This is a genomic window from Mycolicibacterium sichuanense (genome assembly GCF_033741125.1).
Lineage (GTDB): Bacteria > Actinomycetota > Actinomycetes > Mycobacteriales > Mycobacteriaceae > Mycobacterium.
Window position 1 is genome coordinate 1 of record NZ_JAWQPU010000008.1, and the last position, 20,816, is coordinate 20,816.

21 protein-coding genes are annotated in these 20,816 nt (G+C 69.0%); 12 read left to right on the plus strand and 9 right to left on the minus strand.

Annotation, left to right across the window (positions count from 1 at the left end; translation table 11 throughout):
* Nucleotides 1–318: 318 nt before the first annotated feature.
* Nucleotides 319–1,239, plus strand: coding sequence for a cytochrome c oxidase assembly protein (locus tag SBI80_RS22425; RefSeq protein WP_318977232.1), 921 nt, complete (start codon nt 319–321; stop codon nt 1,237–1,239).
* Nucleotides 1,240–1,243: 4 nt separating this feature from the next.
* On the opposite strand, the gene SBI80_RS22430 is transcribed toward SBI80_RS22425, so the two are convergent.
* Genes SBI80_RS22430 through glnX form a run of 3 tightly spaced genes read right to left on the minus strand, consistent with a single transcriptional unit; the run spans nt 1,244 to nt 5,810 of the window.
* A complete protein-coding gene (locus SBI80_RS22430; RefSeq protein WP_318977046.1) occupies nt 1,244–3,532 on the minus strand; it encodes a serine/threonine-protein kinase PknG in 2,289 nt (762 codons plus the stop codon).
* Nucleotides 3,529–4,494, minus strand: coding sequence for a glutamate ABC transporter substrate-binding protein (locus tag SBI80_RS22435; RefSeq protein ID WP_318977047.1), 966 nt, complete (start codon nt 4,492–4,494; stop codon nt 3,529–3,531). Before SBI80_RS22435 ends, SBI80_RS22430 begins: the two co-directional genes overlap by 4 nt.
* Nucleotides 4,491–5,810: a protein kinase G-activating protein GlnX gene (gene glnX, locus SBI80_RS22440; protein ID WP_318977048.1), complete on the minus strand. Its 1,320-nt coding sequence runs from the start codon at nt 5,808–5,810 to the stop codon at nt 4,491–4,493. The genes SBI80_RS22435 and glnX overlap by 4 nt, the downstream gene beginning before the upstream one ends.
* Nucleotides 5,811–5,962: 152 nt before the next feature.
* Here glnX and SBI80_RS22445 point away from each other — a divergent pair, with 152 nt between their 5' ends.
* Nucleotides 5,963–6,460, plus strand: a complete 498-nt coding sequence (locus tag SBI80_RS22445; RefSeq protein WP_318977049.1) for an NUDIX hydrolase — start codon at nt 5,963–5,965, stop codon at nt 6,458–6,460.
* On the opposite strand, the gene thiE is transcribed toward SBI80_RS22445, so the two are convergent.
* A complete protein-coding gene (gene thiE, locus SBI80_RS22450) occupies nt 6,444–7,115 on the minus strand; it encodes a thiamine phosphate synthase (RefSeq protein ID WP_318977050.1) in 672 nt (223 codons plus the stop codon). The genes SBI80_RS22445 and thiE overlap by 17 nt on opposite strands.
* Before the next feature lie 139 nt (nt 7,116–7,254).
* Here thiE and thiO point away from each other — a divergent pair, with 139 nt between their 5' ends.
* Genes thiO through SBI80_RS22485 form a run of 7 tightly spaced genes read left to right on the plus strand, consistent with a single transcriptional unit; the run spans nt 7,255 to nt 12,236 of the window.
* Nucleotides 7,255–8,379, plus strand: coding sequence for a glycine oxidase ThiO (gene thiO, locus SBI80_RS22455; protein WP_318977051.1), 1,125 nt, complete (start codon nt 7,255–7,257; stop codon nt 8,377–8,379).
* On the plus strand, nt 8,322–8,456 hold the full coding sequence (thiS, locus tag SBI80_RS22460) for a sulfur carrier protein ThiS (protein WP_318977233.1): 135 nt from the start codon (nt 8,322–8,324) through the stop codon (nt 8,454–8,456). The genes thiO and thiS overlap by 58 nt, the downstream gene beginning before the upstream one ends.
* Nucleotides 8,449–9,225 carry a thiazole synthase gene (locus SBI80_RS22465; protein WP_318977052.1) on the plus strand — a complete coding sequence of 259 codons (777 nt, stop codon included), beginning with the start codon at nt 8,449–8,451 and terminating at the stop codon, nt 9,223–9,225. Before thiS ends, SBI80_RS22465 begins: the two co-directional genes overlap by 8 nt.
* Entirely contained in the window at nt 9,222–9,986 is a 765-nt protein-coding gene (locus SBI80_RS22470) for an SGNH/GDSL hydrolase family protein (RefSeq protein ID WP_318977053.1), read from the plus strand. Before SBI80_RS22465 ends, SBI80_RS22470 begins: the two co-directional genes overlap by 4 nt.
* A 13-nt stretch (nt 9,987–9,999) precedes the next feature.
* Nucleotides 10,000–10,950 (plus strand): ABC transporter ATP-binding protein, encoded by a 951-nt coding sequence (locus tag SBI80_RS22475; RefSeq protein WP_318977054.1) that lies wholly within the window; start codon nt 10,000–10,002, stop codon nt 10,948–10,950.
* Nucleotides 10,947–11,705: an ABC transporter permease gene (locus SBI80_RS22480; protein ID WP_318977055.1), complete on the plus strand. Its 759-nt coding sequence runs from the start codon at nt 10,947–10,949 to the stop codon at nt 11,703–11,705. Before SBI80_RS22475 ends, SBI80_RS22480 begins: the two co-directional genes overlap by 4 nt.
* A 57-nt stretch (nt 11,706–11,762) precedes the next feature.
* Nucleotides 11,763–12,236 carry a MarR family winged helix-turn-helix transcriptional regulator gene (locus SBI80_RS22485; RefSeq protein ID WP_318977056.1) on the plus strand — a complete coding sequence of 158 codons (474 nt, stop codon included), beginning with the start codon at nt 11,763–11,765 and terminating at the stop codon, nt 12,234–12,236.
* Between the two features lie 3 nt (nt 12,237–12,239).
* Here the strand turns inward: SBI80_RS22485 and SBI80_RS22490 are convergent, their stop codons facing one another.
* A complete protein-coding gene (locus SBI80_RS22490; protein WP_318977057.1) occupies nt 12,240–12,986 on the minus strand; it encodes an SDR family NAD(P)-dependent oxidoreductase in 747 nt (248 codons plus the stop codon).
* A 118-nt stretch (nt 12,987–13,104) separates the two neighbouring features.
* On the opposite strand from SBI80_RS22490, the gene SBI80_RS22495 reads away from it, so the two are divergent.
* The 3 genes from SBI80_RS22495 to SBI80_RS22505 all read left to right on the plus strand — a co-directional run bounded on the left by SBI80_RS22495 (nt 13,105) and on the right by SBI80_RS22505 (nt 16,547).
* A complete protein-coding gene (locus tag SBI80_RS22495) occupies nt 13,105–14,625 on the plus strand; it encodes a M28 family metallopeptidase (RefSeq protein ID WP_318977058.1) in 1,521 nt (506 codons plus the stop codon).
* Nucleotides 14,622–16,061, plus strand: coding sequence for a M28 family peptidase (locus tag SBI80_RS22500; RefSeq protein WP_413232782.1), 1,440 nt, complete (start codon nt 14,622–14,624; stop codon nt 16,059–16,061). Before SBI80_RS22495 ends, SBI80_RS22500 begins: the two co-directional genes overlap by 4 nt.
* Before the next feature lie 72 nt (nt 16,062–16,133).
* A complete protein-coding gene (locus SBI80_RS22505) occupies nt 16,134–16,547 on the plus strand; it encodes a hypothetical protein (protein ID WP_318977059.1) in 414 nt (137 codons plus the stop codon).
* Here SBI80_RS22505 and SBI80_RS22510 read toward each other — a convergent pair.
* From SBI80_RS22510 to SBI80_RS22525, 4 genes are read right to left on the minus strand one after another with little or no spacing between them, the layout of a single operon-like run.
* Nucleotides 16,489–17,661, minus strand: a complete 1,173-nt coding sequence (locus SBI80_RS22510; protein WP_318977060.1) for an aromatic ring-hydroxylating oxygenase subunit alpha — start codon at nt 17,659–17,661, stop codon at nt 16,489–16,491. The two genes, SBI80_RS22505 and SBI80_RS22510, sit on opposite strands and share 59 nt — an antisense overlap.
* A gap of 50 nt (nt 17,662–17,711) precedes the next feature.
* A complete protein-coding gene (locus SBI80_RS22515) occupies nt 17,712–18,593 on the minus strand; it encodes an ABC transporter permease (RefSeq protein ID WP_318977061.1) in 882 nt (293 codons plus the stop codon).
* On the minus strand, nt 18,590–19,561 hold the full coding sequence (locus tag SBI80_RS22520; RefSeq protein WP_318977062.1) for an ABC transporter permease: 972 nt from the start codon (nt 19,559–19,561) through the stop codon (nt 18,590–18,592). The genes SBI80_RS22515 and SBI80_RS22520 overlap by 4 nt, the downstream gene beginning before the upstream one ends.
* Nucleotides 19,519–20,772, minus strand: coding sequence for a polyamine ABC transporter substrate-binding protein (locus SBI80_RS22525; protein WP_318977063.1), 1,254 nt, complete (start codon nt 20,770–20,772; stop codon nt 19,519–19,521). Before SBI80_RS22525 ends, SBI80_RS22520 begins: the two co-directional genes overlap by 43 nt.
* Between the last annotated feature and the right edge of the window lie 44 nt (nt 20,773–20,816).

A 20,816-nucleotide genomic window follows, 5' to 3' on the forward strand; every position in this document is an offset into this window, starting at 1 on the left:
GTCGGCGACGGCGTCGTAGGCGGCCCGCATCGCGGCGATCGCCTCGACCACGGCCCCCGAACTCATAGTCGAATACTAGTTCGAACCACCGACATTCAGCGCCGTGCGCAGTCCTCCCTCGGCCGGACGGACGGCTCCGGATGGCGAACGGCGTTCGACCAGTTGAAGGCCTGCCGGCGGCCCAGACCCCGGGGCGTGACCGTCCGCGCTCGAGCGTGACCAGTTGCGGCTAGCGATCGTCGACGACCACGAAGGGTTCGCAACCCCACCTGGTTGGCGGGCAACACGCGGCCAGTTCCCAGGTTCGCGTCGTAGCGTCTGCGCATGACTGCCGCGACGACACCCCTGTCCCTGGGGGTCGCGCTGACGTCCTGGCGGTTGGACGTGGCCGCTCTGCTCCTGGTGGCCGTCCTTGGCGTCGGGTACGCCCGCTGCCACCCACGGCAGCGCGGCCCCGCGTGGTGCTTCGCGGCGGGCCTTGGTACCTGGTTGCTGGCCACCTCGAGCGTCGTCGCGGTGTACGCGCCCGTGCTGTTCTGGATGCGGGCGGTGCAGGTCCTGATGCTGCTGTTCGTGGTGCCATTCCTCCTGGCCCTCGGCAGGCCCGTCGCCACCGTCCGTGAAGCGCTGGAAGAGGCGCGGCAAGCCCAACTGGACCGACTACTGAACTCCAGGACGTGCCGCGTCGTGCTGTCGCCGCTGTGCACGTCGGTGGCGATGCTGGGGCTGCCGTGGCTTCTCTACCTGACGCCGTGGTACGTCGCATCGATGGCCGGCGTCGTTGGCGCAGTCACGCGAATCCTTCTGGTGCTCATCGGCTTCGGCTACTTCTACACCCGGCTGCAGAACGATCCCGTGCCACGTCGCTACTCGCCGATGCTGTCGATCGGCATCAGCGTCGTGGAATCCCTCGGGGACGGACTGCTGGGCCTGGTGCTGTGGCTGGGTCCGCTGATCGCCTACTCCTACTACCAAGGCCTGCAGCGCAACTGGGGGCCAAGCTTGCGGACCGACCAGTCGGTGGGCGCGGGCGTCCTGTGGATCGTCGGTGACGTGCTCGGCGTGCCCTTCCTCGCGGTCCTGCTGCGCGGCCTGTCCAAGCACGAGAAGAAGAGGGCCGCCGAGGTCGACGCCGAACTCGACCACGCACCGACGGCTCGGGAGGACGAGCCCGAGGCGCCGGCATCCGGATTGTGGTGGGAGGCCGATCCGCAACTGCACGACCGGTTCCGACGCTGAGGCGTCAGAACGTGCTCATCGGGCGCACGCTGTTGGCCAGGTCCACCAGTGCGTACCTGTGCTCCTGGGTCGGCGCCACCCGCGACAGTCCACGCAGCGACGCCTCGACGCCGAGTCGCAGGCCGTGCTCGGTGAAGGGGAAGCCCAGGATGTGATTGGTGCTCGCGGTGTTGTCGGCGAGCCAGTCCATCGCGGTGCCCAGCACCAGGGCCCGGATCTGCAGCACGCGAGGCTCGGTGTCGGGCAACACCTCTACCCGTCGAGCGGCGTCGCGGATCTGCTGCTCGGTGATCTCACTGCCCGACCGCCCCGATAGCAGCGTCACCGCGCTCGTCAGGCGCGCCGTGGTGAAGTGCCGAGAGGTGGGCGGCACCTGGTCCAGCGTCGTAACGGCCTCGTCGCGCTTGGCGGCGGCGGATTGCGCTCGGGCCAGGCCGAAGCCTGCGGAGATGATGCCGTTGTCGGTGTTCCACACCGTCTTGTAGAACGTGTGCTCGTCGGCGGATCCGGCCAGCTCGGCGGTGGCCGCCAACGCCAGCTTCGGGGCCAGCTCGCCGGGCAGCGTGTCCAGCACCTCCGTGAAGTGCTTCATCGCCGATTCGTAGTCGGCAGTGAGCAATTCGGCCACCGCGCGGAACCACGTCAGACGCCACCGCCAGCCCACCCGCTCCTGCAGATCGTCGAGCTTGCGGCTGGCCTTGGCCACGTCGCCGAGGTCGAGCAGCGCCCGCACCTCCATCAGCGGCAGCTCCACTGATTCGGAGAGGTCGACGCCGTCGGAGTCCAGCGACCCGTAACGTGCCGCGCGTAGCGAGTCGAGGGTCTGGACGGGCTGGCTGAGCACCGTCGCCGACAGCACCGCAGCACCCACGTCGGCTGGATCGACGAGGGGTACCTGCAGCGCCCGGACGATCTCCTGGGCGGTCAGCTTCTCGGAGTGCACCTGCCCGTCGAGGTAGACGTCGGTGTGGGCGACCAGCAGATCCACCCCGAACGTCGACCGCGACGGGCTGAACACCGTCGAGAGACCCGGGCGGGGAACGCCCGAATCCTGGGCGACCACCTCGCGCAGGACACCGATCAGCTGGCCGGACATCTCGTCGGCGCTGGCGAACCGACGGCGCGGGTCGGGGTCGATGGCTCTGCGCAGCAACCGGGCGAACGAATCGTATTGCGCTAGAACGGGATCGTTCTCTGGAAGGCCGTCGTCGTAGCGGCCGTTGCGGGTGCGCAGGTCCAGGGTGAGCGCAGCGAGGGTGCGGCCGACCGTGTAGATGTCGGTGGCGATCGTCGGCCCCGTCTTGACGATCTCGGGCGCCTGGTAACCCGGTGTCCCGTAGAGGAATCCGTAGGAGTTCAGCCTGGACACGGCGCCGAGGTCGATCAACTTGAGCTGTTCCTCGGTGACCATCACGTTCTCGGGCTTGAGGTCGTTGTACACCAGGCCCATGGAGTGCAGATAGCCAAGTGCGGGCAGGATCTCCAGCATGAACGCGATCGCTTGGGCGACGGGCAGTTTGACGCCTTTAGCCTGCTTGAGCGAGGTTCCGCCGACGTACTCCATGACGATGTAGCCGACGGGATCGCCGTTCTTGTCGTCGTGCTCGACGAAGTTGAAGATCTTGACGATTCCGGGGTGGGTGACCTCGGCCAGGAACTGGCGCTCGGCCATCGCGATCGACTGTGCCTCGGCGTCCCCGGAATGCACCAGACCCTTGAGTACGACCGGCCGGTCGTTGACGTTCTTGTCGAACGCCAGGTAGATCCAGCCGAGTCCGCCGTGGGCGATGCAGCCCTTGATCTCGTACTGATCGACGACCATGTCCCCCGGACTCAGCTGGGGCAGGAAGGAATACGGGCTGCCGCAGTGCGGGCACCAGCCCTCGGACAGCGCCTCGCCGTCGGAGGTCGACCGGCCGACCGGCTTGCCGCAGTTCCAGCAGAACCTCTTGGCCTCGGCGACGACCGGGTCGGTCATCAACGCTTCCAGGGGATCCCGCTCGGGAACCCGCGGCACTTCGACGAGGCCGCCGCCGAGGCGGCGGATCGGCGACCACTGTCGCGTCAGCGTGGTGGGGTGATCGTGTGGTTCGGTCTCGACGCTGTCGACCGAAACCCCCTCGGAGTCATCGAAGTTGGGCCGGAAGACGGCCTGTGTGGCCATCGGGCGCATCGTCGCCAGCGAATCGTAGGCCATCGCGTCCGCCGGCTGGGTGCCGGGATACGCGTCGTCATCGAAGGGGGAGAAGGGCGCCGTGCCGGGGTCCCCGTCGGAATGCTCGCCGGCGCTCATTCGTACTCATACCTCGGTACTGGCGGCGCGGGCGCGGGCCCGAGCACGGACAACCACTTGCGGTACAGGGTGTTCCACGTTCCGTCGCGGCGTACCCGCTCGAGCGTACCGTTGACGAACCGCACCAGTCCGGGGTTGTCCTTGTTGATTCCGATGCCGTAGGGCTCCTTGGCCATCGACGGTCCGACGATGTGCAGATAGGGGTCCTGGCTGACCAGCCCGGCCAGGATCGAGTCGTCGGTGCTGACGGCGTCGACCTGGCGCTGCTGCAACGCCACCAGACAGTCGGCCCACGTCACCACCTCGACGATGACCGGTGGCGGGCTGATCTGCCGCACCCGCTCCAGCGACGTCGTCCCGGTTACGGCGCACACCCGCTTGCCCGCGAGATCGGAGGCCTGGGTGATCGGCGAGTCGCGCGGCGCCAGGATCCGCTGGTTGGCCGCGAGGTATTCGGTCGAGAAGTCCACCAGCTCCTTGCGCGCACAGGTGATGCTCATGGTCTTCACGACGATGTCGACCTGGTTGTTCTGCAGTGCGGTGATGCGGTCGGCCGACGACAGGATGCGGTATTCGACCTGGGACGGCGTGCCGAAGATGTCGCGGGCCACCTCGCCGGCGATGTCGACGTCGAAACCGGTGATCTCACCGGTGATCGGATCGCGGAAGCTGAATAGGTTGCTGCCGATGTCGAGTCCCACGATGAGCCTGCCGCGGTTGCGGATGTTGGTGACGGCGGCCATGGCGTCGGCCTTGGTGGGGAACGGACGCAGGCTCGCCGTGCAGTCGTCGGCGTCGGGATCGGGCAGCTGGACCGGTTCCGGTGGCGCCTCGGTCATGCCAGCCGGCGTCGGCGGGGCCAGTGTCACGCTGGGCACGTTGACGGCGGGGGCGGTCTGGCTGCACCCAGCCAGCACCACGGCCCCCACGGCGAGAACGGCCCCAAGCCGCTTGACGCTCATCTGTACTCACTCAACCTCGGCCAGAGCCCGAGCGCCACCGCGATGGCCGCAATGATGCTCAGCGCCGCCGCGCCGACGGTAGCGCCGGACAGCACCCGGCGCGCGTTGACGATGTCGTTGCGCAGTTGTTGGCGGCTCTCCCCGATGCCCTTGGTCAGCGCCGCGTCCAGCTTGTCGAACGCGGGGGTGGAATCGTCCTCGCCGGTGCCGAGGGCCACCTGGGTGGCGGCCTGGTAGTTGCCGACCGCGATGTAGGCGTTGATCCGGTCGTCGGCGGCTCGCCAGCGACGCAGCAGTTGCTCGGCGTCGGAGAGGTCGGCCTTGTCGATGGCGTCGTCGCGGTCCAGGTAGTCGGCCAGCTGCTGCTGCATGGTGTCGATGCGCTGGTAGTACGACTGCTTGCGCACGCCTTCGTCACCGCGGCGGATCAGTGACAGCGTCTCGTCGGCCCGGGCCTGCTGGGCCGTGATCGCCATGGTGGTGACGGTCTTGAGGGATTCGGCCGCGGTGCTCTTGGCGCTGCGGCTGTCCGCGGTGGAGATCGCCAGGGCCGTGCCGACCCACACGATCATGATGAGCACCGCCAGACCGCCGGCGACGAAGCCGATGTTGACCCGCCGTCGCGTGCGCCGGGACAGCCACCGATTGGCGAACGCCCCGAACATCAGCGTCGCCAGCACCACCAGGATGACGGGGGCCGGGATCCTGGTCGACGCTGTCGTCTCGGTGTCGACCTGCTTGGACGTCTCCTCGTACAGCCGCTGGGCGTCGGGGAGGATTTGCGTCTGCATGAGCGCAGAGGCCTCGGACAGGTACGACGAGCCGACGGGGTTGCCGGCCCGGTTGTTGGTGCGAGCCGTCTCGACCAGGCCGGTGTAGACCGCCAGCTGGGCATTGACCCGGCCCAGCAGCTGAACCATCGCGTCGTCGGTCAACCCGCTGCTGGCCCGTGTGACCGCCACCGACGCGTCGGTGATGGCCTGCTCGTAGCGCTGCCGCACGGCCCTGGGCTCGGCGCCGGAGATGAACGCGGTGGCCGCGGCGGCGTCGGCCACCGAGAGCGTCGTGTAGAGCTGACCGGCGGCGAAGGCCAGCGGTTCGGTGTGGTCGAGCACGGTGGACAGGGCCTGCTGGCGGTTGTCGATCGTCGTCGAGGTGGCGAACGCGCAGGCAATGACCAGTGCCGCGAGGACGAAGCCGATGGTGAGGATGCGGCCGGGCGTGGTCCAGAGGAACCACCAGCGTGGGTGCGCTGGTCTGGCCTGCGAGCGGGACGCAAGAGGCTCGGTGGAAGGGTGCGCCAACTCCACAGTCACCTGTGCGCGGACCTCTGCTTTCGGTGCTACTTTCCCGACTCCTCAACTGTAAAGGAATTCTAAGAGCAGGGGGCGGGACGCGCGGGACATTGGCCGACACCCGTTCGGATCGCTCCTGCGGGCCGGGCGGTCCGGGGACCTATCCTGAAGCCGTGCGTGGCGACGGGGATGGCTGGGTGAGTTCGACCGACGGGGCCCACTTCTGGGGACTGCACGGCGCCGCCGGGCTGCTGTTGCGTGCCCCGCGGCCCGATGGCAGCGCCGCGGTCCTGCTGCAGCACCGCGCGCCGTGGAGCCACCAGGGCGGTACGTGGGGTCTGCCGGGCGGTGCCCGCGACAGCCACGAGACGGCCGAGCAGGCCGCGGTCCGTGAGGCGCACGAGGAGGCCGGCCTGCGCGTCGAGCAGCTGGTCGTGCGCCTCGAGGTGGTGACGTTCGAACCGCAGGGCGTGGCCTGGACCTACACCACGGTGATCGCCGACGCGCCGGAACCGCTGGAGACGGTGCCAAACCGCGAGAGTTCCGAGCTGCGCTGGGTCGCCGAGGACGAGGTGGTGCAGCTGCCGCTACATCCCGGCTTCGCCGCGAGCTGGGAACGGCTACGCACCGAGTCGGCGTCGCTGCCGCTGTGGGTCAATCGCGAGGGCTGAGCGCCGCCCTGAGCTGCCTGGCCGCGGCAGCGGGATCCGCGGCCGCGGTGATGGCGCGCACCACCACGATGCGCGTGGCGCCTGCGGCCAGTACCTCGGGTAGTCGCTCGTCGTCGATGCCGCCGATCGCGAACCACGGCTTGCCGGTGCCCGTCGCGGCCGCCGTCCTGACCAGGTCCAGGCCCGGCGCGGCGCGCCCCGGCTTGGTCGGGGTGGGCCAGCAGGGGCCGACGCAGAAGTAGTCGACGGCCTCGCCGAGCGCCGCCTCGACCTGGCGCGCGTCGTGGGTGGACCGGCCGATCAGCGGGCGTTCCCCGATGACGTCGCGGGCTACCGGCAGCGGAAGGTCGTCCTGGCCAAGGTGCAGGACGTCGGCGCCGGCCGCCCTGGCGACGTCGGCCCGGTCGTTGACGGCGACCAGGGCGCCATGCCTGCGGGCCGCGTCGGCTAGCACCTCGAGCGCGGCCAGTTCGCCGCGCGCCTCGAGCGGGCCGAACTCTCGCTCACCCGCCGAACCCTTGTCGCGCAGCTGGACGACGTCGACCCCGCCCGAGAGCGCGGCATCGACGAATTCGCCGAGGTCGCCGCGCTCGCGCCGGGCGTCGGTGCACAGGTAGAGCCGGGCGGTCGCGAGACGATCTCGTGGATCAAGCACACCGCGAACGTTAGCGACCGGCGAGTAGGCTCGAGCACGCGACACGGGAGTCCCGGGACCGGGGGCTGAGAGTGGGTGCGAGGCCACCCTTACCGTCACACCTGATCCGGATCATGCCGGCGTAGGAAGGAAAGAGGCATTGCGTACCCGCACCCTGGCCGTGATTGGCGGCGGTGTCATCGGGCTGTCGGTGGCTCGGCGCGCCCTGCTGGATGGTTGGGCGGTGCGGGTTCACCGGGACGATGCGCATGGTGCCTCCTGGGTCGCCGGCGGGATGCTGGCCCCGCACAGCGAGGCCTGGCCGGGTGAGGAGCAGCTGCTGCAGATCGGGCTGGCATCGCTGGCGCTGTGGCACGCCGACTTCCTCGACGGGCTGCCCGCCGACGTGGTCACCGCGCGGGAGTCGCTGGTCGTCGCCGTCGACCGGGCCGACGTGGCGGATCTGGCCACCACCGGAGAATGGCTTGCCGCCCAAGGGCATCCGGTGACGATGACCACCACCGCACGGGATTTGGAACCGCTCTTGGGACAGCGCATCCGGCACGGGTTCGTCGCCGAGACCGAGCTGGCCGTGGACAATCGGGCGCTGGTCGCGGCGCTTGCCGCGCGCTGCGCGGAGCTCGGCGTGACGTGGACCGCTCCGGTGCGGTCGCTGGACGAGGTGCGCGACGCCGACCTTGCCGTGATCGCCAACGGCATCGACGCACCCGCGCTGTGGCCCGGTCTGCCGATCCGGCCCGTCAAGGGCGAGGTACTCAGGCTTCGGTGGCGCCGCGGATGTATGCCGGTGCCGCAGAGGGTGATTCGGGCCAGGGTGCACGGCCGACAGGTGTACCTGGTGCCACGCGCCGACGGCGTGGTGGTTGGCGCCACGCAGTACGAGCACGGCAGGGACACCGCACCCGCGGTCGCCGGGGTACGCGAGCTGCTGGACGACGCGTGCGAGGTGATGCCAGCGCTGGGGGAGTACGAGTTCGCCGAGTGTGCCGCCGGGCTGCGCCCGATGACCCCGGACAACGTACCCATCGTTGGGCGGCTCGACGAGCGCACGCTGGTGGCCGCGGGACACGGCAGGTCGGGCTTCCTGCTGGCGCCGTGGACCGCCGAGCGCATCGCGCAGGAGATGAAAGTGGGTGTGACCGTACGAAACTGGTCGTCAACGACGAGGCCGTCGAGGTCGGCGAGGGCACCACCGTCGAGCAACTGCTGGTCGAACTCGGCATGCCGGACAAGGGGATCGCCGTCGCGATCGACTGGGCGGTGATTCCGCGCTCGGAGTGGCACCAGCCGCTCGCCGACGGTGCCAAGGTGGAGGTCGTGACGGCGGTGCAAGGTGGCTGACGTCGCCGGGGACCCGGGAAAGTTGGTCATCGCCGGCCGCAGCTTCGGATCGCGGCTGATCCTCGGCACGGGTGGCGCGGCCAACCTGGCGGTGTTGGAGGAGGCCTTGATCGCCTCCGGTACCGAGCTCACCACCGTCGCGCTGCGCCGCGTCGACGCCGACGGCGGCACCGGTGTGCTCGACCTGCTGAACCGGCTGGGCATCACACCGCTGCCCAACACCGCCGGCTGTCGCGGCGCCGCGGAGGCCGTGTTGACGGCTCGGCTGGCGCGGGAGGCGCTGCAGACGGACTGGGTCAAGCTCGAGGTCATCGCCGACGAGCGCACCCTGCTTCCCGACGCCATCGAATTGGTCAGGGCCGCAGAGCAATTGGTCGACGACGGCTTCGTCGTCATGGCCTACACCAACGACGACCCGGTGCTGGCCCAGCGCCTCGAGGACACCGGCTGCGCGGCGGTGATGCCGCTGGGCTCGCCGATCGGAACCGGTCTCGGCATCGCCAACCCCCACAACATCGCCATGATCGTCGAGCGGGCGGGTGTGCCGATCGTGCTCGACGCCGGCATCGGCACCGCCAGCGATGCGGCGCAGGCGATGGAGCTCGGATGCGACGCGGTGCTGTTGGCGACGGCGGTGACGCGGGCCGCCGACCCACCCACCATGGCTGCGGCGATGGCGGCCGCGGTCACCGCCGGGCGGCTGGCCCGCCAGGCCGGGCGGATACCCAAGCGGTTCTGGGCGCAGGCATCGAGTCCGACCACCCCATGACCGGCCGCTACGTCGCCCTGGGTTCGTCGATGGCGGCCGGCCCGGGGATCAAGCCCGGCGCGGCGGGAGCGCCACGGCTGGCCGGCCGGTCGGCCGCCAACTACGCCCACCTGGTCGCCGGGCGGCTCTCCTACGACCTGGTCGACGTGACGTTCTCCGGTGCCACGACGGCAAATGTGCTGTCCGAACCCCAGCGTGGTGCGCCGCCGCAGATCGAGGCCCTCGACGGCACGGAGAGTCTGGTCACCGTGACCATCGGCGGCAACGACGTCGGCTACGTGCCCTTCCTGCTCGCCGCCGGTCTGCCGCGGTGGGTCGGTTCGGTGCCGCTGCTGCGCGGCGCGCTCCGCGACCGGCTCGACGTCGACGCCCGCATCGCCGAGCTCGACCGGGTATCCGCACCACTGCGGAGCATCGGTCGGGAGTTGGTGGCGCGCGCCCCGTCGGCGCGGATCCTGTTCGTCGACTACCTGACGCTGCTGCCGCCGGCGGGCACGGCCGCACCGCCCTACTCGGCGGGCCAGCTGTCGGCGGCCCGCCGGATCGCCGACACGCTGGAGCGGGCCACCGAGGAAGCAGCGACGGCCACCGGCTGCGAAGTGGTCCGGGCGGCGGCCGCCAGCCGTGAGCATCATGCCTGGTCACCAGACCCGTGGACGACGCGGTTCGGGCTGCCCCGGCCGGGCCGGCCCGCGCCGCTGCACCCCAATGCCGCGGGCATGCGGGCGGTCGCGGACCTGATCGTGGCGCACCTGAGCTGAGATCATGGGCCAAGTGATCGAGTTGAAGGGATTGACGAAGGTCTTCGGGCGCGGTCTCGTCGGGCGCGGTCTCGTCGGGCACAGTACCGGCGGTACCCGCGCCGTCGACGACCTCACCTGTTCCATCGAGGCGGGCGTCGTCACCGGGTTCCTCGGCCCCAACGGCGCTGGCAAGACCACGACGATGCGGATGATCCTGGGGCTGGACCACCCCACCTCGGGCACCGCCACCATCGACGGCAAGACCTACCGCCAGCTGCCCGACCCGCTGCGCACGGTAGGCGCGCTACTCGACGCCAAGCAGGTGCATCCCAGCCGCTCGGCCCGCAATCACCTGCGCTGGCTGGCCGCCACCAGCCGCGTCCCGTTCACCAGGGTCGACGAGGTGCTCGACATCGTCGGGCTCGCTGCGGTGGCCGATCAGCGTGCTGGAACCCTCTCGCTTGGAATGGGCCAGCGGTTGGGCATCGCCGCGGCGCTGCTCGGGGACCCGCCCGTGTTGCTGTTCGACGAGCCGGTCAACGGCCTCGACCCGGAGGGCATCCGCTGGGTGCGCACCTTGATGAGGGCCTTGGCCGCTGAGGGCCGCACCGTGCTGGTATCGAGCCATCTGCTGGCCGAGATGGCCAACACCGCCGACCGTCTGGTGGTGATCGGCCGGGGCCGGCTCATCGCGTCGACGACGGTCAGCGAGTTCGTCAGCCGTTCGGGTGCCGACGCCGTGCGCGTGCGCAGCCCGCAGCTCGACACCTTGACCGACCTGCTCGCCGGCGCGGGCATCGACGTGACCGTCGAACCGGACGGGTCGGCACTGGCGGTGCGCGGCGCCGCGATCGAGGTCGTCGGCGAGCTGGCCGCCCGCAACGCGATCGTCCTGCACGAGCTGAGTATCACCCAGGCGTCGCTGGAGGACGCCTACCTGCGATTGACCGACGGTGACGTGCAGTACCGGGCGGGGCGATGACGCTCCTGGAGGCGCTGAACGCCGAGCGCATCAAGCTCTCGACCATCCGGTCGCCGCTGTGGACGTGCCTGGCGGCCGCGGTGTGCAGCCTCGCGGTGGCCTCGCTGCAGGGCGGAACCGCCTACCCCGGGTCGATGCTGCCACCCGAGCGGGCCGTCCTCGGCGTCGCGGTGTTCGGCGTGCCGGTGCTGATGGTCCTCTCGGCGATGACGGTCTCGGGGGAGTACCGCACGGGGATGATTCGTGCGACGTTCGCCGCCAACCCGAACCGCACCATGGTGCTCTCGGCGAAGGCCGTCGTCGCGCTGATCTCGGCGAGTGGCTACACGGTGCTGCTCTCGATCGCGGCGCTGGTCGTCGCGCGGTTGTCGGCGGATCCGCTGGTCGGGACCGGGCTGTCCCTGGCCGACGGGCGGGTGTGGCAGGTCGTCGGAGCGCTGGCGCTGTACGCGGCGCTGGCGGCGGTGCTCGGCGTGGCCGTCGGCTCGCTGCTGCGCCACACCGCGGGCGCGGTGGCGGCCCTGCTGCTCTGGCCGCTGTTAGTCGAGCCGATCCTGGCGAACCTGCCCGACTTGGGCGCTCGGCTGGGACCGTTCCTGCCGTTCGTCAACGCCTTCGTCTTCATCGACGTGCCGTGGCTCTATCCCTCCTACGAGATGCCGTGGGGAACCTTCGGATCCCTGGTGTACTTCGCCGTGGTGGTCGCCGCGATGTTCGCGGGTGCCGCCGTACTGCTCAACCGCCGGGACGCCTGAGGGCCAGCCGGCGATCGACATTTGCGTGAAGTGTCATCCAATGCCGATGATGGTGCGATGGTCGCGTGGCTGACGCCGTCGCAGGGGCGGACGTGGTTGAACTACATGAGCGTCTATCACCGGATGGAGTTCGAGATGAACCGCCAGCTGCAGTCCGAGTGCGGGCTGTCGCTTGCGGACTACACGGTGATGAATGCGCTTTCGGCGGCGCCCCGGCGGCGGCTGCGCCTGTCGCTGCTGGCCACCACCATCGGGTGGGAGCGCAGCCGCCTGTCGCATCACCTCCAGCGGATGGCGGGCCGCGGGTTCGTGCAGCGCGTGCAGTCCGAGACCGACGGCCGGGCCACCGACGCGCTGCTGACCGACGCGGGGTGGAAGACCCTGCGCACCGCGGCGCCCAAGCACGTGGCCTTCGTCAGGACGCTGTTCTTCTCCGATCTGAAGGAAGACCAGGTCGTCGAGCTCGGTGACCTTCTCGAGGTGGTCCGTCGGACGATCCTGCGCGAGGGCACCCTGCCGACCCTGGAGTGAGCGCTAGGTCTGCACCTCGCCACCGTCGACGAACAGCTCGCTGCCGGTCATGAAGCTGCTGGCCGGGGATGCCAGGAAGACCACGGCGGCGGCGACCTCCTCGGGTCTGCCGATGCGGCCCAGCGTGACGTCGGCGGTGAGGTTCTCCAGCAGCTCCTTCTCCCCGCCTGCCGGTGCGAGCCCAACCAGTCCCGGCGTCTCGATCGGACCTGGCACCAGCGTGTTGACCCGGATGCTGCGATCGGCCAGCTCCGCCGCCCAGGTCCGGCCCAGGGAGCGCACCGCCGCCTTGCTCGCGGCGTAGGCGCCGAACGAGGGAACCCCCCGCGACGCCGCGGTCGACCCGGAGAGGATGACCGACGCTCCCGGATTGAGCAGTGGCAGCACCTTCTGCACGGTGAACAGCGTTCCCGCGACGTTTCGGTTGAAGGTGTCGTTCACGTGCTCGACCGTCGTGTCCTCGAGCGTGGCGAACTCACCGCCACCGGCATTGGTGAACACGACGTCCAGTCCGCCGCCGTGGCCGGTCACCGCGTCGACGATGGCGTCCAGCTGCGCCGGCTCGCTGACGTCGCTGCGGATTCCGGTCGCGGCCGGGCCGATCGAGGCCACGGCAGCGTCGATGGTGGTCTGGTTGCGGCCGGTGAGGAAGACGTGGGCACCCGCCTCGGCGAGGGCGCGGGCCGACGCCAGTCCGATGCCAGCCGTGCCGCCCGTGACGAGTGCGTTCTTGCCGTCCAGGGATCCCATGAGTGCTCCTTATGCGTGATGTTTCACCTAAAACGAGGCTGCCCGAAGTTGCGTGATATGTCAATCAAGGACATACGGTGCCGACGGCTCGGTCGGCGACGTGACTAACGTTGGGGCCATGTGGCGCAGAGCACGGCTGGTACTGGTGACGTCGATCGCAGTCGCGGTTGCCGCGGGCGGCGTCGCCTGCTCGCGGCAACCGGGCCAGGCGCCCGCGACACCGGGGGCGTCGCCGTCGACGGATGCGGGGACGACGCCTGCCGCGCAGTTCGCGGCGGCGTTGCGGGATCACGTGTCCACCGATGCGATGCTGGCCCACCTGCGCAAGCTGCAGGACATCGCCAACGCCAACGGTGGAACCCGCGCGCTCGGCTCGCCCGGTTACGACGCAAGTGTCGATTACGTTGCACAGACGTTGCGGGACAAGGGATTCGAAGTGCAGACGACGGACTTCGACGTTCGAATTCCGTTCGCCGACGAACCTGTCGTCACCGTCGGCGGCGAACGAGTCAAGGCCATGCCGCTGAACTACACCGCCGGTACCGAGCAGGATGGCGTGAGCGGGCCCCTGGTGCCCGCCCGCACCGGGCCCAAGCCCGGCTGCGCGGTGTCGGACTACGACGGTCTCGACGTCAAGGGCGCGATCGTGCTCGTCGACCGCGGCGCGTGTCCGTTCGGGCAGAAGCAGACCGTGGCTGCCGAACGCGGGGCGGTCGCGATGATCGTCGCCAACAACGCCGACGGTGAGATCGGCGGTGGCACCCTTGGCGAGGACACCGACGTCAAGATCCCGGTGGTCGGCGTCTCCAAGGCCGACGGCGCCCGGCTGCGGCAGAGTCCGGGTGCCGCGACCGTCGCCCTGCACGCCGGCGTGCGCGTCGACCGGACACGCAACGTCATCGCGCAGACCAGGACGGGCTCGCCCGAGAACGTCGTGATGGCGGGCGCCCACCTCGACAGCGTGCCCGAGGGTCCCGGCATCAACGACAACGGTTCGGGCGTGGCCGCCGTGTTGGAAACCGCGGTGCAGCTGGGCAGTTCGCCGAACATCGCCAACGCCGTGCGCTTCGCGTTCTGGGCGGCCGAGGAGGAGGGGCTGGTTGGGTCCAAGAAGTACGTCCAGACCCTCGACGTCGAGGCGCTCAAGAACATCGCGCTGTATCTGAACTTCGACATGCTGGCCTCGCCGAACCCCGGGTACTTCACCTACGACGGCGACCAGTCGGCGCCTCCGTCGGATCGGGTGCCGAGGGTGCCCGAGGGTTCTGCGGGCATCGAGCGGCTGCTGGCCGACTACCTGAACCGCGCCGGCAAGCAACCGCGCGACACCAGCTTCGACGGGCGCTCGGACTACGACGCCTTCACGCAGGCGGGGATCCCCTCCGGTGGGCTCTTCTCCGGTGCCGAGGAGAAGAAGACCGAGGACGAGGCGATGATCTGGGGCGGGGCAGCGAACGAACCCTTCGACCCGAACTACCACCAGAGTTCGGACACCTTCGACCACCTCGACCACACCTCGCTCGGAATTCAGGGCAAGGGCGTCGCCTATGCCATCGGCCTGTATGCCCAGGACGAGAGTGGGCGCAACGGAGTGCCCGCGCGCAGTGACCGCACTCGGCACGTGGCGACGACGTCGTGAGGACGCTGATCGGGCTGTGCGTGTTCCTGCTGCTGGTCGGCTGCTCCTCGGCATCGCCGCCGCCAGCCGCGCCGGCGGCGGACCCCGCTCGCGAGCTGTCCGGCAAGGTGACGGTCGACGGCATCTACTCCCATCTGCAGAAGCTGGCCGACATCGCCGCGGCCAACTCCAACACCAGGGCCGACGGCACGCCCGGCTACGAGGCGACCGTCGACTACGTCGCTCAGACGTTGCGGGACAAGGGCTTCGACGTTCAGACCCCGGAGTTCGATCGGCTCGAGACCACCGCATCCGGAAGGCCCAGGCTGGTGGTGGGCGGCAGCGGCTACGCCGTCGATCAGGCCTCTTCCTTGGTGACCACGGCGCCGGGCGGCCTCAGCGCCGTCACCTTGCGTCCGCAGCGGCCCTCAGGTTGTCTAGCCGACGACTACGGTTCGGTCGACGTCCGGGGCGCGCTCGCCGTCGTCGACGACGAGGGCTGCTCGGTCGTCGACAAGCAGAACGTGGCCGTTGGCAAGGGGGCGGTTGGTGTCCTGGTCGTGAGCTCTGCCGGCGCGAACGGCAGTCCGGCAGGGCTGTTTCCGGCCGGGTACTACGCCGCGCTGACCGTACCGGTCGCCGTGATCTCGCCAGAGATCGACGCTCGGTTGCGCCGCACCTCGGCGGCGGTCGACCTGATCCTCGACGCCAGGGGTCGGGTGGTCAAGTCACGAAACGTGCTGGCGCAAACCAAGACCGGTGATCCCCACCACGTGGTCGTCACCGGGGCGCATCTGGACTCGGCGGTCTCGAGCCCCGGGTTGAACGACGACGGATCCGGCGTGGCCGCAGTGTTGGAAACCGCCGTGCAACTGGGCGGTTCACCGTCGGTTACGAACGCGGTGCGCTTCACGTTCTGGGGCGCCCAGCAGGCGGGCCTGCGTGGGTCGTCCTCCTACGTGGCGGGTCTGGACCGTGCGGCTCTCGACGACATTGCACTGTACCTCGACTTCGACCTGCTCGGTTCGACCAACGCCGGGTACTTCACCCTCGACGGCGACCAGTCCGGTCAGCCCAATCCCGACGTGCCCGCCGCGCGCGTCCCCGCCGGCTCGGCCGGGCTCGAACGCACGTTGGCCGGTTACCTGAACCTGGCCGGTGTCCGGCCGGCGGACATGCCGCTCGGCCTGGCGAGCGACTACAGCGCCTTCCTTCGCGCGGGCGTCCCGGTGGGCGGGGTCACCACCGGCTCGTCGGGCCGCAAGACCGCGACGCAGGCCCGGCTCTGGGGCGGGCGGGCCGGCGTCCCGTTCGACCCGAACTACCGGGGCCCCGGTGACACCATTGCGAACGTCGACCGCGCCACGCTGGCCATCACCGGACCCGCGGTGGCATTCGCGGTCGGTACCTATGCGCACTCGACCGACGGGCCGAACGGAGTCCCGGCCCGGGGTTGACAGCAGACGGTACGTCCGTACCCAACCGTGTCCCAGCGGCTTTCACAGCTGGCGTGCGTAGGAATGTCGTTCGTGATCAAGACTTCCAAACACTTGTCCGCCCTGGCCGGACTGATCGCCGCGATCGCGATGGGTGCCGTCACGGTGGCCTGCGGGTCCAGCGGCACCAGCGCCCCATCCAGCACCTCGACGACCACCTCGTCGTCGACGAGCACGAGCACCACCAGCTCGACGCACCGCCAGCATTCCGAGGGGGGTGGCGGCGATGGAGGTGGGCAGGCTCCCGTTCAGACCGAGACCGAGACCGCAACGCCGGCCACCGACACCAGCACGGTGACCAACACCGAGACCGACACTCAAACGGTCACCCCGTCGGTGAGCACGTCCGTCGAGACCGACACGCAGACGTCGACTCAGACGGTGACGGTCACGCCGACGCGTCAGCAGCGCGACTTCGGCCCTGGTATGAACGGGCAACACGGGTGACGAACTGGTAGACACCGTCCTCGTCGGGGGCCAGCGGGCCCGGCCGGGCGTGGGGTGAGCTCAGTCCGCGCTGGACCGACTCGCAGGCCGCCCAATCCTGGCGATTGGTCAGATCCCAGAAGTCCACGGCGTAGGACGGATCGAAATCAGGCTGAGCCGCAACGTCCTTCGGGAACGCCCACGCGCACTCCACGTGCGTGCGATCGACAGCCAAGGGTGTCATCAGGTGGGTCATCACGTAGTCGGGATGCAGGCTGACGAGGAGGTTCGGGAACCCGACGAGGTACATCACGGTGCGCAGCTCGTGTTCGGAGAGGCCCGCAATGGCGACGCCGCCACTCTTGCCCGTGAACGACATCGTCTCGGCACCGTCGATCATCGACATCCAGCCGCCCATCCAGGAACCCGCGAACTCCAGGTTCTCGCCGGTGTCGGGCGGGCTGATCTTGGATAGCTCGGGGTGGATGGTCGAGCAGTGGTAGCACTCCTGGTAGTTCTCGGCGATCACCTTCCAGTTGGTCGCCAATTCGTAGGAGTGCCGGTCGACGATCACCAGGTCTTCTGGCCGGTACGGGCTGACCACCTCCTCCAGACCTGCGACGTGGTCGGTGAATTCGACGTCCCGACCGCTGGGATCGACGAACAGCCAACCGTGCCAGTCGACGACGCGCAGCTCGGTCAGCCCGAACTCGGCGGGATCGAATCCGTCGACGTCCCCGAAACCCGGTGCGTTGCGCAGGCTGCCGTCCAGCTTGAAGGACCACGAGTGGTACGGGCAGACGATGCCCCGTCGCTTCGCCGTGGTCCCGCACACCAGGAGCTCGTGGCCACGATGCCGGCAGGCGTTGGCGAAGGCACGGATGACTCCGTCGTCACCGTGCACCAGCAGCATCCCATTGCGGCCCGAGCCGATGGCGCGTTGCATGCCGGCGGTCGCCAGGTCACCAGCGTGCCCAACGCACGCCCAGCCCGAGAAGATGTTGCGCTGCTCCCACTCGAAGACGTCCGGATCGACGTACGCCTCGCGCGGCAGCATGCGGGACTGGCCGAACGGCGCCAGGCTGGCCTCGAGATCCGCGACGGGAACCGGTGCTGGATCACCCTGTTTGAACATACAGTCAGGATAGTCGCTGGGCCGCCCGTGGTCTACCGATTCGGGTCCGCTCAGGCCTCACCGGCGAAGGCGGCGATGCCGCGGTCGGCTGCAGTGGCGTCGCCGCGCGTCAGTCGCCGGTAGACCAGGAAGCCGATCGCGACCGCGGCGAAGGTCGCGACCAGCAGCAGGGTGGCAAGTGCGTTGAGCGCGGGGGTGGGTGCGGCGCGTGCGGTGTTGTAGATCTTCACCGAGACCGGTTCGGTGGCCGACCCCGCCGACAGGTACCGCACCAGCACGAAGTCGTCGATGACGTCGGCGAATACCAGCACGGTGCTGGCGAAGATGGCCGGGAGCAGCATCGGCATGGTGACGCGCCACAGCGCACCGATGGGAGACGCGCCGAGATCGGTTGCGGCTTCCTCGTATTGCTTGCCGATGGTGGCCAGCCGCGCGCGCACCAGCACCGCCGGATAAGCCACCTGATAGGTCACCAGACCGACCACCTGCGCCGAGGTGCCGAGGCCAATGGGGAGTGCCAGGTTGGTGACGACGAACAGAAGTGCCACGGCCAGAAGCACTTCGGGGATCACGAACGAGATCAGCATCAGGATGTTCGCCCCGGACGGCAGTCGGCCACGCCACCGGTCGACGCCGATCGCGAACAGTGTTCCCAGCGGCACCGTGATGACCGTGGCGATGACGCCCAGCTCGAGGGTCTGCAGCAGGGCGGTGTGCAGGCTTGCGTCATGCCATACCGACCGGGCGGGGTCGCCGAAGTACCACCGGAACGAGAAGCCCTGCCAGTTGGTGCGCGACCGGCCGTCGTTGAACGAGAACATCACCGCGATGAGCACCGGCAGCAGTGACCACACCAGATAGAAGACCGTGATGGCGGCCAGTACGCGGGGTCGCCGCCACGGGTCGCGGAACCAGGCCACCGGCCCCCTCACGTGCGGATCTCCTCGCCGCGCAGGGTGACTCGGACGTAGTAGAACATCGGCAGCACCGTGGCGATCAGCACCAGCATCACGAAGGCGCCGGCCTGGCCGGTCTGGCCGGGCGCCTGCACGCTGTCGTTGATCAGGTTGCCCACCATCGCGGTCTTCGGTGACGCCGACAGCAGGTCGTTGGTGAAGTAGTCCCCGAGCATCGGCAGGCAGGTCAGCAGCAGAGCGGCCAGGATGGTCGGACGACACAGCGGCAGCGTCACCCTCAGGAACGACGAGACGCGGTTGGCGCCGAGATCCCTGGACGCTTCGAGCATGGGTTGAGAGAGGCGATCCAGGCCGGCGTACAGCGGGAGGATCATGTACGGCGCGTAGCCGTAGGCCAGGCCGAGGATGACCACGATCGGTTGGCCGGTGAGCCAGTCGATCTGCGGGTGGAGCAGACCGCCGAGACCCAGTACCCGGTTGACGAGCCCGTCGTTCTGAAGAAGGTTGACCCAGGCCAACATTCGCATCATGTAGCTGATCCAGAAGGGTGCGATCAGCAGTGCGATGAGCAACCCCTGGTGGCGGCCGGCCAACCGCGCCGCGTAGTAGGCGACCGGGAAGGCGATCGCCAGGCACAGGATGCTCGCCGCTCCGACGAAGACCACGGTGCGCACCAGCGCGGGAAAGTAGACGCCGTCGGGGCTGATCCGTGAGAGCACGTAGAGGAACTGGGACGGGTTCCACTCCAGGGGGTTCCACACCGGCACGGCGGTGCGGAAGAGCGGATCGACCCGGCCGAAGACGATTGCCAGCACCACGTACAGCGGGGCGAGGAAGAACAGCAGCAGCCACCCGATGCCTGGCGCGGCGAGAACCGCCCAGAGTCGCGACCTCCGGTCGCGGGCCCGCTGCAACACCGTCGGCCTACCGTCCGCTTGGGTCAGGATCCGCCCGCGTTGAAGGCGTTCCAGACGTTGTGCCACGCAGCGTCGTTGTCCGCGTCGAGCTCGAGCAGGCGGTACCCGGTGTCGAAGTACTCCGGTTTGACGATCGCCGAACGCAGGTTCGGCGGGATGAACTCCTCGGCCACCAGCGAATCGGGCGTCAGGCTGTTCTGCGGAGGCTGGTAGCCGATGGCGGAGAAGTTCTCCTTGGCGACGGCCGGGTCGAGCATGTGGTTGAGGAACAGGTGGGCCAGCACGGGGTTCTTGCCGCCCTTGAGGGTCACCAGCATGTCGTTGTCGACCAGACCCTTGCCGTCTTGGGGGAACCAGTACTGCAGGATCTCGGTGCCGACCCCCTGGGGCAGATAGGACTGCGCATTGATGGCGTCACCGGACCACATCTGACACAGCCCGAACTGCCCCGCGGGCAGGTCGCTGTACATGGTGATGGTGACCTTGGGCGACGTCGCCTTGACCAGCGCGCTCAGTTGCTCGCCGACCATCTTCAGGTCGTCGGCCGAGGAGGTGTTGACGTCGGTGATGCCCTGCTTCAGCAGCACCATCGCCATTGCCGTATGCCAGTCGTCCAGTATCGCGGTCTTGTTCTTGTAGGCCGGATCCCACAGCGACTGGTACGGGTTGGGTAGAGTGCCGATGTTCGCCGGCACTTGGTCACTGCGCCAACCGATTCCGGTGGTGTACACGGTGTAGGGCACGGTGAACTGCCAGCCCTGGTCGTACCAGGGGTTGGTGAAGCTGGGCCATACGTTGGAGATGTTCGGAAGATAGCTGTGGTTCAGCGGGCGCAGCAGCCCACCGGTGACCAGCCGGCTGATCTCGGTGTAGTTGGCATTGTAGATGTCGAAGTCGACGCCGCTGCGCAACTTGGTGATCGCCTCGTCGCCGTCGTTGAACGTCGACACCTCGATCTTGCAGCCGTACTGATCCTCGAAGCCCTTGATGGCCTCGGGGCTGAGGTAATCGGCGTAGTTGTAGATCTTGAGGGTGGCGCCCTTCTCCGGGGCCAGTCCGTCGGCGATGGGTTGGTTGTCGGCGGGGATGTTCCACTTGACGGGGCTGTCGGGTTTGGCGATCGTCAGGGTCGGCCCCGATGAGGCGGGCCCTGACTTCGAACAAGCCGCGAGGAACGCGCCCAGGGTGGGCGCCGTGGCGGCGAGAAGTGCGGCGCGCTGCAGGAATTGACGGCGGTTGGGACCGGGGCGGTGAAGCCTCTGCTCATCGGCTGGCATCTTGGCCTCCCGCAGGTTCGCGTCTTGTCGGTGGTAGGACTCTC